Here is a 14,707-nt window from a genome sequence, read left to right on the forward strand (position 1 = left end):
CTCCCCTTGTCGTGCGGCGCCCGCTATATGACGCCACTCCGATATACAGCCTAAATGGGGTACGGCATGCCGTACCCCATATGTGCCCTCTCGGGGCCAGGAAACCCTGGCCTTCGAGGCAGCTCCCCGGACCTGAACGGCCGGGGGCAGGTCTCGCGAGGCCCGGCGAACCGGGCGCTCGCAGCGAGCTCCTACTTGGAGTAGAGCTCGACGATCAGCTGCTCCTGGACCTGGGTGTCGATCTGCTGGCGAACCGGCAGCTGGTGAACCAGGACGCGGAGCTTCTCCGGCACGACGCCCAGCCAGGCCGGGACCGTCTTGTCGCCCGCGGTCGCCTTGGCGACCTCGTAGGGCAGCAGGTTGGCGGCCTTCTCGCGGACCTCGACGATGTCGTGCTCGCGCACGCGGTACGACGGGATGTCGACCTTCTTGCCGTTCACCAGGATGTGTCCGTGACGGACCTGCTGGCGAGCGGCGTCGCGCGACTGGGCGAAACCGGCGCGGTAGACCACGTTGTCGAGACGGCTCTCCAGGATCTGGAGAAGGTTCTCGCCGGTCTTGCCGCCCTTCTTGTTGGCTTCCTCGTAGTAGTTGCGGAACTGCTTCTCGAGGACGCCGTAGATGCGGCGGGTCTTCTGCTTCTCACGAAGCTGGAGCTGGTACTCAGACTCCTTGGGACGACCGCGACCGTGCTCACCCGGGGGGTAAGGACGGATTTCGATGGGGCACTTCGCGGACTCACACTTGCTGCCCTTGAGGAAGAGCTTGGTCTTCTCGCGACGGCAGAGCTTGCAGTCCGCACCCGTGTAACGAGCCATTTCTCAATATCTCCTGGGTGTCAGACGCGGCGGCGCTTCGGCGGACGGCAGCCGTTGTGCGGAACCGGGGTCACGTCCTGGATGGAGCCGACCTCGAGGCCCGTCGCCTGCAGCGAACGGATCGCGGTCTCACGGCCGGAGCCGGGGCCCTTCACGAAGACGTCGACCTTGCGCATGCCGTGCTCCATGGCGCGGCGGGCGGCGTTCTCCGCAGCCATCTGCGCGGCGAACGGGGTGGACTTACGGGAGCCCTTGAAACCCACGTGGCCCGCGCTGGCCCAGGAGATCACGTTCCCGTTCGGGTCGGTGATCGAAACGATCGTGTTGTTGAACGTGCTCTTGATGTGGGCGTGCCCGTGAGCGACGTTCTTCTTTTCCTTGCGGCGCACCTTCTTGGGCGCACCCTGGCGGCTCTTAGGAGGCATTCTTTGCCTTCACTCCTGAGTTCATCGGTCCCGCGGCTGCGAGGACTACTTCTTACCGGGCTTCTTCTTGCCGGCGACGGTCTTCTTCTTGCCCTTACGGGTACGCGCGTTGGTCTGGGTGCGCTGGCCGTGGACGGGAAGACCCTTCCGGTGCCTGATGCCCTGGTAGCAACCGATTTCGATCTTGCGGCGGATGTCGGCCTGAACCTCGCGGCGCAGGTCACCCTCGATCTTGTAGTTCGCCTCGATGTAGTCACGCATCGGGACGAGCTCAGCGTCGCTCAGCTGGTGAACGCGAAGGTCACCGCTGACGCCGGTGGCCTGGAGGATCTCCAGAGCGCGGGTGCGGCCGATTCCGTAAATGTAGGTGAGAGCGATCTCCAGCCGCTTTTCGCGGGGGAGGTCGACGCCAACCAGGCGAGCCATGGTCGGGCATTCTCCTTCACTGTGGCGGAGGTCTTGCGCCTCACTCCCCTCCCCATGCCCGGGGTGAGGGCCTCGGCCTCCGACCGAGGGTGTCCCGCCCGAAGGCGGGTGTGAAACGCGATTACTGATTCAGGCTTGTCATGCGTCGAGCCCGCACCATCGAGGGGCGGACTCGGAAAAGCCTTCGCGACCTAGCCCTGACGCTGCTTGTGGCGCAGGTTGTCGCAGATCACCATGACACGACCGTGCCGGCGGATCACCTTGCACTTGTCGCAGATCTTCTTAACGCTCGGCTTAACCTTCATAGTCCTTCGTGATTCCTCAGACGTTTTACTTGTATCGGTAGACGATCCGCCCACGACTGAGGTCGTAAGGGCTCAGTTCCACGACTACCCGGTCGTCCGGCAGGATTCGGATGTAGTGCATCCGCATCCGTCCGCTGATGTGGGCCAGGACCTTATGGCCGTTGTCGAGTTGCACCCTGAACATCGCGTTCGGGAGCGACTCAACCACAGTGCCCTCGATCTCGATGGCGCCGTCTTTCTTGGCCATGTCCCTCGCGTTTCACTGATCGGTCGTCTGAGGTTTCGGTTCACTAAGCAGCCGCGGCCATCCGCATCGAATGAGAGCGGCGGTCTGCAGGACCGCCAACACAGGATGGCCATAGTGAGCCGACTAAGGAGTGTACGACACCCGGGCACAAAATGCGAAACGCATGCCAGGTGTCCTGACACAACCATGCTCCAGGCTACCTCAGGTCCGACACTGCGTACGCCGCCCGGTAGACCGCGTGCACGATGAGGTTGTCGGTGTACGACCCGTGAATCCGGTCAAAGGCCCCGCCACAGGTCACCAGCACCAGCTTGCGCTCGCGTGTCGCCCCGTAGACCTCGTCGGCGGGGAAGCGCGACTTGGGAGTGCGCTGAAGCCGCTCGACGGAGAACACCGCCACAGTACCGTCCGCCCTGACCGCGGCGACCGTGTCGCCCGTGCGCAGCTCCGACAGCCTCGCGAAGACCGCGGGCCCCGTCGTGGTGTCGAGGTGGCCCACGATGACCGCCGAGCCTCTCTCGCCCGGCGTGGGGCCGCCGCCGTACCAGCCGGCGATGTTGGCGTGGTCGAGCGGAGGCACGGCGAGCCGCCCGTCGTCGGCCACTCCCAGCACCACGAGCGGAGCCTTGACCCCGAGCCGCGGGATGAGGACGTGCGTCGGCTCGGCTCTCCTCGGCTCCCCCGCCAGCGGGGTGGGCCAGGGGTCGCGTGCCGTGGACGCGCTCGGCACCGGCGCCCGTGCCACGGGGCGCGGCGACGCCTCGACGGGCATGCAGCCCGCCGAGGCCAGCAGCGTGAGCGCGACGATGACGTGTCCACCCGGCCCCATCGGCCGCCGACACGCGGGGCCGGGTGGACACGTGTTCATGGGGCGCCGTCTCGTCCGGGACGACGCCTTCTCCTGACGAGGGCCGCGGCGGTGCCCGCCACCGCCATGAGGACGGCGAGCGCGCCCGCCAGCCACGGCGCGCGAGACGAGGACGCGCCGGCCTGCCGCGCCGGCTCCGCGCCCATGGCGAGACCTCCGCCGCCGGTGTCGGGCCCGGAGGTCGGGTGCCGGGAGGCGCGCTGGACCACCCTGAAGTAGCCCGTCGCGTCCTCGTTCGCGCAGCGCACCGCCACCGCGTACTGGCTCGGGTACACGCCGCTGGGCAGCGTGGTCGTGCCGAGCATCCGGCCGTTCCTGAGCGAGAGGGGCACGCTGTATCCGGGGAAGGCCCTGGACACCGCCGTCACGTTGGCCGACTTCGCGCAGGCGTTGGTGGTGATCGTCACCTGACTGCCGGGCTGGGCCGGGTTCGGCGTCATGGTGACGTACTCCTCGTCCTTGCCCGCCTGGTCCTGCGGAGGAGAGCCGGCTGTCAGCGCTCCGGTCGCCACCGCCGTAAGCGTGACCCGCGCCAGCAGACCGGAGTACCGCCCCAGGCCCATCGTCCCCCCAATGCGACGGTTTCCCTCGTCAAAGATCACCTACCCGGCCCGATTGCCGCCAACTACCACCAGCGGTAAAGACTGCGTCTATTGCCTGTCGTACCAGGACAGAGGAACAGCGAAGCCCGCCGGTGACCAGGTCACCGGCGGGCCTTCTGTGTCAGAGCCCCCCTAAAACGCCCCAGGGGTTTAGTAGATGCGGAACTTCTTGCCGCAGTTGTCGAACTTGGAGGAGCCCCAGCAGGTGTAGGTGTAGATCTTCTTGATCCCCTTGCCGTTCCACGAGCCGCTGTGCTTGCCGTCCCAGCCCTGGCTGAACTTGTTCCAGTGGCCGCCCTTGTAGTACTCGAACCAGACGTAGCCGCGCTTGCCGCCGAACTTGTCCACGCCGTGCCACTGCGTGTAGACCTTGCCGTGCGATTTGAAGGTCTTGCCGAAGGTGTAGGCCTTGCCGTCGCTGGAGAAGTACTTGCCCCACCCGCCGGTCGAGGCGCTCGCCTCGACGGTGGCGGCCTGTGCGGCGGGGGCGACGGCCAGGCCGGTGGCGACCGAGCCCGCGAGGGCGGCTGCTACGAGAAACTTGCGCATTTCTTCCTCCTGTGAGCGATGTACGACTCACGTTAGGGAGATCGCGCCAGGCCTTCCGCGCACAAATCCACACAGTGCACTACTGCACAGATGGCCCTATTTCTTGCCCCCGAAGATGGTGCTCACCAGCAACAGCGCGCCCCACGGCCCCGCCACCCACATCGGCCAGAAGTAGCCGCCGAAGTCGGTCAGCAGCCAGATCACCGACGTCACCGCGACGGCGGAGGCCCACGCCCCCCATGCGCCCTTCATCCCCGGGTGCAGGCCCGCGGGGGCGGGGCTCGGGGCGGGTATCCGAGCGGGCTGGGCGCGCAGGTCGACCTCGGGCAGGTCGGCCGTCACCCTGGCCAGTTCGCCGTAGGTCTTGCTCGCGTAGACCTGTTCCAGCCGTTCGTTGAACTCGTCGACCGTGATGCGTCCCTGCGCCGTGTGCTCGCGGAGGATGGCGGCCACCCGGTCGCGGTCGACGTCCGATGCACGCATTTCGGGGCTCTGCGCCATCCCCATCACTCCCGCCGTCAGTTCAGCTGCGACAGGCGCTCTTCGCCCCCATCGAGGGCGGTTAGCACCCAAGGACCATTATGTGTCACGGCGACGCTGTGCTCGAAGTGCGCGGAGGCCTTACCGTCGATCGTCACAACGGTCCAGTCGTCGTCCAGCACGCGCGTGCGCTGCGTGCCGAGGTTGACCATGGGCTCGATCGCGAGGCACATGCCCGCCTCCAGCACGGGGCCTCGGCCGGGCTTGCCGTGGTTGGCCACCCAGGGGTCCATGTGCATCTCGGTGCCGATGCCGTGCCCGCCGTACTCCTGGGGGATGCCGTAGCGTCCCTGCGAGCGGACGTACTTCTCGACCTCGTAGCCGATGTCGGACAGGTGGCGCCCGACGGTCAGCGCTGCGATGCCGCGCCACATCGACTCCTCCGTCACCCGCATCAGCTCGGTGAGCGCCGGCGAGACCTCACCCACAGGGACGGTCACCGCCGAGTCCCCGTGCCACCCCTCGAGGATCGCCCCGCAGTCGATGGAGATGATGTCGCCCTCGCGCAGCTTGCGCTCGTTGGAGGGGATGCCGTGCACGACCTCGTGGTTGACCGAGGCGCAGATGGTCGCGGGGAAGCCCTGGTAGCCCTTGAAGGAGGGGATCGCCCCCTCGCTCCTGATCGCCTTCTCCGCGATCGCGTCGAGGTCGAGCGGCGTCATGCCCGGCTCGACCGAACGCCTCAGCAGTTCCAGCGTGCGCCCGACCACCAGACCGGCCGCGCGCATCTTCTCCAGCTGCTCGGGCGACTTGATCTGGATTCCATGCCTGTTCTTCTTGAACAAGTTCGACACCCCCCAGGGTGGTTCAACGGGCGAACACCGGAGCCCAATTCCCCCATAGAGGGGCTGATCACGCAACAACGCCGACCCCGATCATCGGGGTCGGCGTCGTCGCTTCTCGCTAGCCGGCGTACGGGCGGATTTCCTTCATCGCACGCTGGGTGACTTCCTCGACAGGCCCTGTCGCGTCGACCCCGACCAGGATGCCCTCGTCGGCGTAGAAACGGATCAGCGGCGCGGTCTGCTGCTGGTAGACCTCCAGGCGGTGCCTGACGGTGTCTTCCTTGTCGTCGTCACGCTGGAAGAGCGTGCCGCCGCAGGCGTCGCAGACGTCGTCCTTCTTGTCGTCGAACTCGACGTGCCAGATGCGGCCGCACTGACTGCAGGTGCGCCGCCCGGCCAGACGCCGGACGACCTCCTCGTCGTCGACCACGAGCTCCAGGACCAGGTCGAGCTTCTGATCCCACTCCTTGAGCATGTCGCGAAGGATCTCGGCCTGAGGGACGTTACGGGGGAACCCGTCGAGCAGGAAACCATCCTGCGCGTCGTCCTCCGACAGGCGATCGCGGACCATGGCGATGGTCACCTCGTCGGGCACGAGGTCGCCGCGGTCCATATATGTCTTGGCGAGCTTGCCGAGCTCCGTGCCGCCCGAGACGTTGGCACGGAAGATGTCACCTGTCGAGATCTTCGGGATGGACAGGTTCGATGCGATGAACTGGGCCTGTGTCCCCTTACCCGCTCCGGGGGGCCCGACCAGAACGAGACGCACTACCGCAGGAAACCTTCGTAGTTGCGCTGCTGAAGCTGGCTCTCGATCTGCTTCACCGTGTCAAGGCCGACACCAACCATGATCAGGATGCTCGTCCCTCCGAACGGGAAGTTCTGGCTTGCCCCCGCGACCGCCAGCGCGATGATCGGCACCATCGAGATGAGGCCGAGGTAGAGCGCGCCGGGAGCGGTGAGACGGGTCAGAACGAAGTTCAGGTACTCGGCCGTGGGCCGACCCGGACGGATGCCCGGGATGAACCCACCGTACTTCTTCATGTTGTCGGCGACTTCAGCGGGGTTGAAGGTAATCGACACGTAGAAGTAGGTGAAGAACACGATGAGCAGGAAGAACGTGGCCATGTAGACGGGTGTGTCGCCCGTGACCAGGTTCTGGGAGATCCACTCGACCACCGGGTTGATGTTCTCCGCGGTCGCGTTGGCGAACAGAGAGACCAGCAGCTGTGGGAGATAGAGCAGCGAGGAGGCGAAGATGACCGGGATGATGCCGGCCTGGTTCACCTTCAGCGGGATGTAGGTCGAGGTGCCGCCGTACATGCGCCTGCCGACCATCCGCTTGGCGTACTGCACGGGGATGCGGCGCTGGGCCTGCTCGACGAAGACCACCGCGGCGATCATGAAGATGCCGACGACCATGACGATCGCGAAGGTGAACGGGTTCACGCGGTAGATGTTCAGCAGCTCCGACGGGAAGACCGCGACGACCTGCGTGAAGATGAGGATCGACATGCCGTTGCCGACGCCGCGGTCGGTGACGAGCTCTCCCAGCCACATGATGACCGAGGTGCCTGCCGTCATGATGACGACCATCGTCACGATGCTGAAGATGTTGTCAGGGTCGAGCAGCACCTGCTGGTTGCACTCAGGGAACAGCTGTCCCGAGCGCGCCAGCGCGATGAAGGCGGTCGACTGGAGGACGGCGAGACCGATCGTCAGATAGCGCGTGTACTGCGTGATCTTCGTCTGGCCTGCCTGCCCCTCCTTCTTCAGGGCCTCAAGGCGTGGAATGACGACGACGAGCAGTTGGAGAATGATGCTCGCCGTGATGTAGGGCATGATGCCCAGGGCGAAAACCGACAACTTGAGCAGAGCGCCGCCGCTGAACAGCTGCACCATGCCGTAGAGGTTGCCGGAACTGCCGGCCTGGGCCTGGGTGAGACAGGCGCGAATGTTCTCGGTGTGAACACCCGGAGTCGGAAGAACCGAGCCGAGGCGGAACAGCGCGATGATGCCCAGTGTGAAGAGCAACTTCTTGCGCAGGTCCGGCGTCCGGAACGCCCGGGTAAACGCGGTCAGCACGGTCCCTCCAGCACGCCATGATGGCGGTATGGGTCTGCGATGGTGCGGGGATCAGCCATCTGAAGTCTCAAGGTCAGGCGAGCAGGACAGAACCCTGCCGTCTCGCGAACTCTAACGCACTACAGGCACGGGGGCCCATTATCAGAACCCCCGTGCCGAGTAATGCCACTTACAGCTCGGTAACGGACCCACCGGCAGCAGCGATCTTCTCCTTGGCGGAACCCGAGAAGGCGTGAGCCTGCACGTTCACCGCGACGGAGATCTCGCCAGTGCCGAGGACCTTCACCGGCTGGTTCTTGCGAACAGCGCCCTTGGAGATCAGCGTCTCGACGGTGACATCGCCACCCTCGGGGAACAGCTCACCGATCTTGTCCAGGTTGACGACCTGGTAGGTCGTCTTGAACAGCGCGTTGGAGAAGCCCTTGAGCTTCGGCAGACGACGCTGCAGCGGAACCTGGCCACCCTCGAAACCGAGGGGAACCGTGGTCCTGGACCTCGTGCCCTTGGTACCGCGACCGGCCGTCTTGCCCTTGGACGCCTCGCCACGACCCTTGCGGACCTTGGCCTTGTTGGCGCCCTTGGCGGGACGCAGGTCGTGAATCTTCAGCGGAGCCTTGTCAGTCATGACTAGTCGACCTCTTCCACCTCGACGAGGTGCGTCACCACGGAGACCATCCCACGAATCTCGGGACGGTCCTCCTTGACGACGACATCGCCGATTCGCTTCAGGCCAAGCGAACGCAGCGAGTCACGCTGGTTCTGCTTGCCACCGATCTTCGAGCGAACCTGAGTGATCTTCAGGCGTGCCATGACTAGCTCACCGCCTTAGCCGCCGCAGCAGCCTCGGCCAGGCCCTCGGCGCGAGCCTTGAGCATCCTCGCCGGAGCGACGTCCTCGATCGCCAGACCACGACGCGCGGCGATCGCCTCGGGCGTGGAGAGGCCCTTCAGCGCAGCCACCGTGGCGTGCACGATGTTGATGGGGTTGTCCGAGCCGAGCGACTTGGACAGAACGTCGTGGATACCGGCGCACTCCAGAACGGCGCGCACCGGACCACCGGCGATGACACCGGTACCGGCGGAGGCCGGACGCAGGAAGACGACGCCGGCCGCCTCCTCACCCTGCACGGTGTGCGGGATGGTGCCCTGGATGCGGGGGACGCGGAAGAAGTGCTTCTTCGCCTCCTCGACACCCTTGGCGATGGCCGCGGGGACTTCCTTGGCCTTGCCGTAGCCGACGCCGACCAGGCCGTTGCCGTCACCGACGACAACCAGGGCGGTGAAGCTGAAGCGACGACCACCCTTCACGACCTTGGCCACTCGGTTGATCTTCACTACACGCTCGATGTACGAGACGCCCTTGTCAGCGGCGCCACCGCGGCGATCGTCACGACGGTCACGCCGCTCGCCACCGGTGCCGCCACCGCGACGCGGAGCTGCAGCCATCAGTGGTTCCTCTTCTCAGTAGCCATTAGAACTCGAGCCCGCCTTCGCGAGCGCTGTCCGCGAGAGCCGCGATGCGACCCGCGTAGCGGTTACCACCACGGTCGAAGACGACAGCGGTGATCCCGGCTTCCTTGGCCCGCTGAGCGAGGAGCTCGCCGACCTTCTTGGCCTTCTCGGTCTTGTCGCCCTCGGCAGTGCGCAGGCTGGCGTCCATGGTGGAGGCGCTGACCAGCGTGTGGCCGACGGTGTCGTCCACGATCTGCACGAACAGGTGACGGGTCGAGCGGTTGACGACCAGGCGCGGACGCGCGGCCGTACCGACAACCTTCTTGCGGACGCGGCCGTGACGGCGGGCCCGCGAGACGGTGCGAGCAGCCGTGTGCTTGCTGTACGCAGTCTTGGGAGCCATGCCTACTTACCAGCCTTTCCGACCTTGCGGCGGATAACTTCGCCCTGGTAACGCACACCCTTGCCCTTGTAGGGGTCGGGCTTGCGCAACTTGCGGATGTTGGCGGCGACCTCGCCGACCTTCTGCTTGTCGATGCCGTCCACGTGGAACAGGGTCGGCTTGTCGACGCGGAAGGAGACGCCCTCGGGGGCGTCCACGATCACCGGGTGGCTGAAGCCCAGAGCGAACTCCAGCTGCGTCGGGCCCTTGGCCGCGACGCGGTAACCGACACCGACGATCTCCAGGGTCTTGGAGTACCCCTGGGTGACACCGGCCACCATGTTGGCGATCAGCGTCCGAGAGAGGCCGTGCAGAGCGCGGACCTTCTGCTCGTCGTTGGGCCGGGAGACGGCGATGGTGCCGTCCTCGTCGCGAGCCACCGTGATGGGCTCAGCGACCGTGTGTGAAAGCGTGCCCTTCGGGCCCTTGACCTGGACATCCTGGCCGTCGATCGTGATGTCGACGCCGCTCGGTACAGGGATGGGCAGCCGTCCGATTCGCGACATGCTGTGTTCCTCCCCCCGCTACCAGACGTAGGCGAGGACTTCCCCGCCCACTCCACGCTTGCCAGCCTGCTTGTCGGTCATGAGACCGGCGGACGTCGAGATGATCGCGACACCCAGCCCGCCCAGAACTCGAGGCAGATTGTCCTTCTTCGCGTAAACACGCAGCCCGGGCTTGGAAACCCGGCGCAGCCCCGCGAGCGAACGCTCACGGCTCGGCCCGAACTTGAGCTCCACCACGAGGCTCTTTCCGACCTTGGCGTCTTCGACGGCCCAGGACTGGATGTAGCCCTCCTGCTGGAGGATCTCGGCGATGTGCGCCTTGATCTTCGAATACGGCATCGCCACGCTCTCGTGGTATGCCGAGTTCGCGTTGCGCAGACGTGTCAACATGTCTGCGATCGGGTCGGTCATCGTCATGGCCAACGGCCTTCCTCGCCGCGGTTTCCAGTCGGTGAAGCGGTGCTCTACCGGTGGACCTTCGGCGCGGTCATGGGCGCCTGCAACAGCGCCCGGTTGATAGTTCTTCGTACGGCAGGCAGTGCCGAGGGGCGGTCCGCGAGGAGCCGCCCCTCACAGTACCTACCAGCTCGACTTGGTGATGCCGGGCAGCTCGCCGCGGTGCGCCATCTCACGGAAGCAGATCCGGCACAGGCCGAACTTCCTGTAGACAGCGTGCGCACGCCCGCAGCGCGAGCAGCGGGTGTAGGCGCGAACCGCGAACTTCGGCTTGCGCGCCGCCTTCACCTTCAGAGACGTCTTAGCCATGCTCAGGCCTCCTTGAACGGGAAACCGAGAAGCTTCAGCAGCGCCCGGCCCTCATCGTCGTTCTTCGCCGTGGTCACGACCGTGATGTCCATGCCTCGCGGCCGGTCGACCTTGTCCGGGTCGATCTCGTGGAACATGACCTGCTCGGTGAGACCGAAGGTGTAGTTTCCGTTGCCGTCGAACTGCTTGGGCGACAGGCCGCGGAAGTCCCTGATGCGGGGAAGCGCCAGCGAGAGCAGACGGTCGAGGAACTCCCACATGCGGTCGCCGCGCAGCGTGACGTGCGCGCCGATCGGCATGCCCTCACGCAGCTTGAACTGCGCGATGGACTTGCGGGCCCTGACGACCGCCGGCTTCTGGCCGGTGATCGTGGTGAGGTCACGGACAGCGCCCTCGATGAGCTTCGAGTCGCGAGCAGCCTCGCCGACACCCATGTTGACCTTGATCTTGGTCAGGCCGGGCACCAGCATGATGTTCTCGATGCCGAACTCCTCACGAAGCTTCGCGATGATCTCCTCGCGGTACTTCGTCTTGAGGCGCGGCGTCGGACGCTCGGTCTCAGTGGTCGTCGCAGTCATCAGTTGTCCTCACCCGACTCGTCGGCCTTCTTGTCGGCCTTCTTGGCAGGCTTCTCTTCATCCTTGAGCTTCTTGACGTTGCTCACGTGGATGGGAGCCTCCATGGTCTCGACGCCGCCCTGCTTGGCGCCGCGAGGACCGTTGAGGTTCTCCTTCGAGTGCTTCTTGATCATGTTGACGCCCTCGACGATCACGCGGTCCTCGCGCGGGTTCGTCGAGATCACACGACCCTTGGCACCCTTGTCCTTGCCGGCGATGACCTGAACCAGGTCACCCTTCTTCACGTGCAGCTTCGTCATCACAGCACCTCCGGCGCGAGCGAGATGATGCGCATGAACTTCTTGTCACGCAGCTCACGGCCCACCGGGCCGAAGATGCGGGTGCCACGAGGGTCACCGCTGTCCTTGATGATGACGGCGGCGTTCTCGTCGAAGCGGATGTAGGAGCCGTCGGGACGGCGGCGCTCCTTCACCGTACGGACGACGACGGCCTTGACCACGTCGCCCTTCTTCACACCAGTGCTGCCGGGAAGTGCGTCCTTCACGGTGGCGACGATGACGTCGCCGATTCCCGCGTAGCGCCGACCCGAGCCACCGAGAACGCGGATGCAGAGAATCTCCTTGGCACCCGTGTTGTCGGCGACCTTGAGTCGCGACTCCTGCTGGATCACGTCAACTCCTGTTGGTCTCCGCCGGTTCTCATCGCTGAGCCTGGCGGAACTGTGTGTTGTCTTGTTCCCCCGGCCACAACCCACGAAGGGGCCGCACCGCAGGCGACGCGAGGGCTCGCGCCCTCGCGTCCTTGGACACCGTCATGGGGGGTGTCTCCACCCCCCACGAGGCGCGCATCTATGCGGAAGACCTTACTTGGCCTTCTCAAGCACCTCGACGACACGCCAGCGCTTGGTGGCGGACAGCGGCCTGGTCTCCATGAGGAGAACGCGGTCGCCGACACCACACGTGTTGGCCTCGTCGTGCGCCTTGTACTTGGTCGTACGGCGGATGACCTTGCCGTACAGCGGGTGCTTCACGCGGTCCTCGACGGCGACGACGACGGTCTTGTCCATCTTGTCGCTGACGACCAGGCCCTCACGGGTCTTGCGGTAGTGCCGCGTGGTCTTCTCGGTTGCCTCAGACATCGCTCGTCTCCTTCTCGACCGTGACGATGCCGAGCTCCCGCTCGCGCATCACGGTGTAGATACGGGCGATCTCGCGGCGGACGGCACGCAGCCGCCCGTGGCTCTCCAGCTGACCGGTCGCCGCCTGGAAGCGGAGGTTGAACAGCTCCTCCTTCGCCTCCTTCAGCTTCTGAACCAGGGCGTCCTGGTCCTCGAGCCGCAGCTCTCCGGCGGTCAGGCCCTTAGCCATCACGCCTCACCCACTTCACGCTTAACAATCTTGCACTTCATCGGAAGCTTGTGGATCGCGCGCGTCAGCGCCTCGCGAGCGATGGGCTCGGCGACGCCGGACAGCTCGAACATCACGCGCCCAGGCTTGACGTTGGCGATCCACCACTCCGGCGAACCCTTACCGGAACCCATGCGGGTCTCGGCGGGCTTCTTGGTGAGCGGACGGTCGGGGTAGATGTTGATCCACACCTTGCCACCACGCTTGATGTGGCGGGTCATGGCGATACGAGCCGACTCGATCTGGCGGTTGGTCACGTAGGAGTGCTCAATCGCCTGAATGCCGAACTCGCCGAACACAACCCTGGTGCCGCCCTTGGCGGCGCCACTGCGGTCGGGCCGGTGCTGCTTGCGGTGCTTGACCCTGCGAGGGATCAGCATGGTCAGCTCCCTTCAGCACCCGGCTGCGCAGCCGGGCCGGTCTCGGGGGCAGCCTGCGCGGCCGCCTCAGTCCTGGGGGCTCGGTCTCCACGACCGGCGCCGCCACCGCGGCGGGCGCCACCGGCGCCACCACCACGACGGGGACGGTCGCCACCGGCGCCGCCACCACGACGGTCGTCGCGGTCACGACGCTGGCCGGCACGAGCGCCGGCGGCAGCCGCCTCACGCTCGGCGCGGCTCGTCGGAGCCTCACCCTTGTAGATCCACACCTTCACGCCGATACGGCCGAAGGTGGTACGGGCCTCGTAGAAGCCGTAGTCGATGTCCGCGCGAAGCGTGTGCAGCGGCACACGACCCTCGCGGTAGAACTCCGACCTCGACATCTCGGCGCCGCCCAGACGACCCGAGCACGCGACCCGGATGCCCTTGGCGCCGCTCTTCATGGCCGACTGCATCGCCTTGCGCATGGCGCGACGGAACGAGACACGGCTGGAGAGCTGCTCGGCCACGCCCTGCGCGACCAGCTGAGCGTCGATCTCGGGGTTCTTGACCTCGAGGATGTTGAGCTGAACCTGCTTCTTGGTCAGCTTCTCCAGGTCGCCGCGGATGCGGTCGGCCTCGGCGCCGCGGCGGCCGATGACGATGCCGGGACGCGCGGTGTGGATGTCGACCTGGACGCGGTCGGTCGTACGCTCGATCTCGACCTTGGAGATGCCGGCCCGCTCCATGCCCTTCTGCAGCATGCGACGGATCGCGACGTCCTCAGCGACGTACGACTTGTACAGCTTGTCGGCGTACCACCGGCTCTTGAAGTCGGTCGTGATGCCGAGGCGGAACCCGTGCGGGTTAACCTTCTGGCCCACTATCGGGTCCTTCCCTTCGGCTCGCGGGACTCCACGATCACGGTGATGTGGCTCGTCCGCTTGTTGATCCGATAGGCGCGACCCTGGGCACGCGGACGGAACCGCTTCAGCGTCGGGCCCTCGTCGACCCACGCGCGGCTCACGACGAGCGTCTGCGGGTCGAGCTTGAAGTTGTGCTCAGCGTTCGCCATCGCGCTCGAGAGCACCTTGTAAATCGGCTCGCTCGCTGCCTGAGCAGCGAACTGCAGCACGGCCTGCGCCTCCGAAGCGGGCAGCCCGCGAATAAGGTCCACCACGCGGCGGGCCTTCTGGGGCGTGACACGGACGAACCGCGCCTGAGCCCTGGCTTCCATCGCTTACTCCTCTGATGCTTCTGAAGGCGCTTACCGCCGGCTGCGGCGGTCTTCCTTGACGTGGCTACGGAAGGTCCGCGTGGGAGCGAACTCGCCGAGCTTGTGACCGATCATCGACTCGGTGACGAACACCGGGACGTGCTTGCGGCCGTCGTGAACGGCGATCGTGTGACCGAGCATGTCGGGCACGATCATGGAACGCCGCGACCACGTCTTGATGACGTTCTTGGTGCCCTTCTCGTTCTGGACGTCGACCTTCTTCTGAAGGTGGTCGTCCACGAAGGGGCCCTTCTTAAGGCTACGTGGCATTTCG

General features: G+C 65.8%; 28 protein-coding genes. All 28 read right to left on the reverse strand.

Annotation, left to right across the window (positions count from 1 at the left end):
* Positions 1–191: 191 nt before the first annotated feature.
* Positions 192–818: a 30S ribosomal protein S4 gene (rpsD, locus tag FHR33_RS21900; RefSeq protein ID WP_183650836.1), complete on the reverse strand. Its 627-nt coding sequence runs from the start codon at positions 816–818 to the stop codon at positions 192–194.
* A 20-nt stretch (positions 819–838) separates the two neighbouring features.
* Positions 839–1,243 (reverse strand): 30S ribosomal protein S11, encoded by a 405-nt coding sequence (gene rpsK, locus FHR33_RS21905; RefSeq protein ID WP_020542285.1) that lies wholly within the window; start codon positions 1,241–1,243, stop codon positions 839–841.
* Between the two features lie 45 nt (positions 1,244–1,288).
* On the reverse strand, positions 1,289–1,669 hold the full coding sequence (rpsM, locus tag FHR33_RS21910; protein WP_183650839.1) for a 30S ribosomal protein S13: 381 nt from the start codon (positions 1,667–1,669) through the stop codon (positions 1,289–1,291).
* A gap of 191 nt (positions 1,670–1,860) precedes the next feature.
* Positions 1,861–1,974 (reverse strand): 50S ribosomal protein L36, encoded by a 114-nt coding sequence (gene rpmJ / locus FHR33_RS21915; protein WP_003956441.1) that lies wholly within the window; start codon positions 1,972–1,974, stop codon positions 1,861–1,863.
* 25 nt (positions 1,975–1,999) lie between these two features.
* Positions 2,000–2,221: a translation initiation factor IF-1 gene (infA, locus tag FHR33_RS21920; RefSeq protein ID WP_012887858.1), complete on the reverse strand. Its 222-nt coding sequence runs from the start codon at positions 2,219–2,221 to the stop codon at positions 2,000–2,002.
* Between the two features lie 196 nt (positions 2,222–2,417).
* Complete coding sequence (locus FHR33_RS21925) at positions 2,418–3,089, reverse strand: class F sortase (RefSeq protein WP_246452035.1); 672 nt, start codon at positions 3,087–3,089, stop codon at positions 2,418–2,420.
* Entirely contained in the window at positions 3,086–3,652 is a 567-nt protein-coding gene (locus FHR33_RS21930) for a hypothetical protein (protein WP_183650843.1), read from the reverse strand. The genes FHR33_RS21925 and FHR33_RS21930 overlap by 4 nt, the downstream gene beginning before the upstream one ends.
* 189 nt (positions 3,653–3,841) lie before the next feature.
* Positions 3,842–4,240 carry a hypothetical protein gene (locus FHR33_RS21935; protein ID WP_183650844.1) on the reverse strand — a complete coding sequence of 133 codons (399 nt, stop codon included), beginning with the start codon at positions 4,238–4,240 and terminating at the stop codon, positions 3,842–3,844.
* 96 nt (positions 4,241–4,336) lie between these two features.
* Complete coding sequence (locus FHR33_RS21940) at positions 4,337–4,723, reverse strand: DUF1707 SHOCT-like domain-containing protein (RefSeq protein WP_246452036.1); 387 nt, start codon at positions 4,721–4,723, stop codon at positions 4,337–4,339.
* A gap of 35 nt (positions 4,724–4,758) precedes the next feature.
* On the reverse strand, positions 4,759–5,565 hold the full coding sequence (map, locus tag FHR33_RS21945) for a type I methionyl aminopeptidase (RefSeq protein WP_183650848.1): 807 nt from the start codon (positions 5,563–5,565) through the stop codon (positions 4,759–4,761).
* 118 nt (positions 5,566–5,683) lie between these two features.
* A complete protein-coding gene (locus FHR33_RS21950; protein WP_183650850.1) occupies positions 5,684–6,334 on the reverse strand; it encodes an adenylate kinase in 651 nt (216 codons plus the stop codon).
* The gene (secY, locus tag FHR33_RS21955) at positions 6,334–7,650 is read right to left on the reverse strand and encodes a preprotein translocase subunit SecY (protein ID WP_183650852.1); all 1,317 of its coding nucleotides are present in this window, start codon (positions 7,648–7,650) and stop codon (positions 6,334–6,336) included. Before secY ends, FHR33_RS21950 begins: the two co-directional genes overlap by 1 nt.
* A gap of 169 nt (positions 7,651–7,819) precedes the next feature.
* Entirely contained in the window at positions 7,820–8,275 is a 456-nt protein-coding gene (rplO, locus tag FHR33_RS21960; protein ID WP_183650854.1) for a 50S ribosomal protein L15, read from the reverse strand.
* Positions 8,276–8,277: 2 nt separating this feature from the next.
* Positions 8,278–8,460: a 50S ribosomal protein L30 gene (rpmD, locus tag FHR33_RS21965; RefSeq protein WP_080043226.1), complete on the reverse strand. Its 183-nt coding sequence runs from the start codon at positions 8,458–8,460 to the stop codon at positions 8,278–8,280.
* 2 nt (positions 8,461–8,462) lie between these two features.
* Positions 8,463–9,095, reverse strand: coding sequence for a 30S ribosomal protein S5 (gene rpsE, locus FHR33_RS21970; protein WP_183650857.1), 633 nt, complete (start codon positions 9,093–9,095; stop codon positions 8,463–8,465).
* Between the two features lie 25 nt (positions 9,096–9,120).
* Positions 9,121–9,504, reverse strand: a complete 384-nt coding sequence (rplR, locus tag FHR33_RS21975; protein WP_183650860.1) for a 50S ribosomal protein L18 — start codon at positions 9,502–9,504, stop codon at positions 9,121–9,123.
* A 2-nt stretch (positions 9,505–9,506) separates the two neighbouring features.
* Entirely contained in the window at positions 9,507–10,049 is a 543-nt protein-coding gene (rplF, locus tag FHR33_RS21980; RefSeq protein ID WP_183650863.1) for a 50S ribosomal protein L6, read from the reverse strand.
* Between the two features lie 18 nt (positions 10,050–10,067).
* Positions 10,068–10,466, reverse strand: coding sequence for a 30S ribosomal protein S8 (gene rpsH, locus FHR33_RS21985; RefSeq protein WP_183650868.1), 399 nt, complete (start codon positions 10,464–10,466; stop codon positions 10,068–10,070).
* A gap of 162 nt (positions 10,467–10,628) precedes the next feature.
* Positions 10,629–10,814: a type Z 30S ribosomal protein S14 gene (locus tag FHR33_RS21990; protein ID WP_183650871.1), complete on the reverse strand. Its 186-nt coding sequence runs from the start codon at positions 10,812–10,814 to the stop codon at positions 10,629–10,631.
* Positions 10,815–10,816: 2 nt separating this feature from the next.
* On the reverse strand, positions 10,817–11,392 hold the full coding sequence (rplE, locus tag FHR33_RS21995) for a 50S ribosomal protein L5 (RefSeq protein WP_183650874.1): 576 nt from the start codon (positions 11,390–11,392) through the stop codon (positions 10,817–10,819).
* Positions 11,392–11,682, reverse strand: a complete 291-nt coding sequence (gene rplX / locus FHR33_RS22000; RefSeq protein ID WP_221241980.1) for a 50S ribosomal protein L24 — start codon at positions 11,680–11,682, stop codon at positions 11,392–11,394. The genes rplE and rplX overlap by 1 nt, the downstream gene beginning before the upstream one ends.
* 8 nt (positions 11,683–11,690) lie before the next feature.
* A complete protein-coding gene (rplN, locus tag FHR33_RS22005; RefSeq protein WP_043623452.1) occupies positions 11,691–12,062 on the reverse strand; it encodes a 50S ribosomal protein L14 in 372 nt (123 codons plus the stop codon).
* 192 nt (positions 12,063–12,254) lie between these two features.
* On the reverse strand, positions 12,255–12,530 hold the full coding sequence (rpsQ, locus tag FHR33_RS22010; RefSeq protein WP_183650880.1) for a 30S ribosomal protein S17: 276 nt from the start codon (positions 12,528–12,530) through the stop codon (positions 12,255–12,257).
* Positions 12,523–12,759, reverse strand: a complete 237-nt coding sequence (rpmC, locus tag FHR33_RS22015; RefSeq protein ID WP_183650883.1) for a 50S ribosomal protein L29 — start codon at positions 12,757–12,759, stop codon at positions 12,523–12,525. The genes rpsQ and rpmC overlap by 8 nt, the downstream gene beginning before the upstream one ends.
* Complete coding sequence (gene rplP / locus FHR33_RS22020; RefSeq protein ID WP_049572692.1) at positions 12,759–13,178, reverse strand: 50S ribosomal protein L16; 420 nt, start codon at positions 13,176–13,178, stop codon at positions 12,759–12,761. The genes rpmC and rplP overlap by 1 nt, the downstream gene beginning before the upstream one ends.
* A 2-nt stretch (positions 13,179–13,180) precedes the next feature.
* Complete coding sequence (rpsC, locus tag FHR33_RS22025) at positions 13,181–14,041, reverse strand: 30S ribosomal protein S3 (RefSeq protein WP_183650887.1); 861 nt, start codon at positions 14,039–14,041, stop codon at positions 13,181–13,183.
* Entirely contained in the window at positions 14,041–14,394 is a 354-nt protein-coding gene (rplV, locus tag FHR33_RS22030; protein ID WP_183650890.1) for a 50S ribosomal protein L22, read from the reverse strand. Before rplV ends, rpsC begins: the two co-directional genes overlap by 1 nt.
* Positions 14,395–14,424: 30 nt before the next feature.
* A complete protein-coding gene (gene rpsS / locus FHR33_RS22035) occupies positions 14,425–14,703 on the reverse strand; it encodes a 30S ribosomal protein S19 (RefSeq protein WP_012887835.1) in 279 nt (92 codons plus the stop codon).
* Between the last annotated feature and the right edge of the window lie 4 nt (positions 14,704–14,707).

It is taken from the genome of Nonomuraea dietziae, assembly GCF_014195505.1.
GTDB lineage: Bacteria > Actinomycetota > Actinomycetes > Streptosporangiales > Streptosporangiaceae > Nonomuraea > Nonomuraea roseola.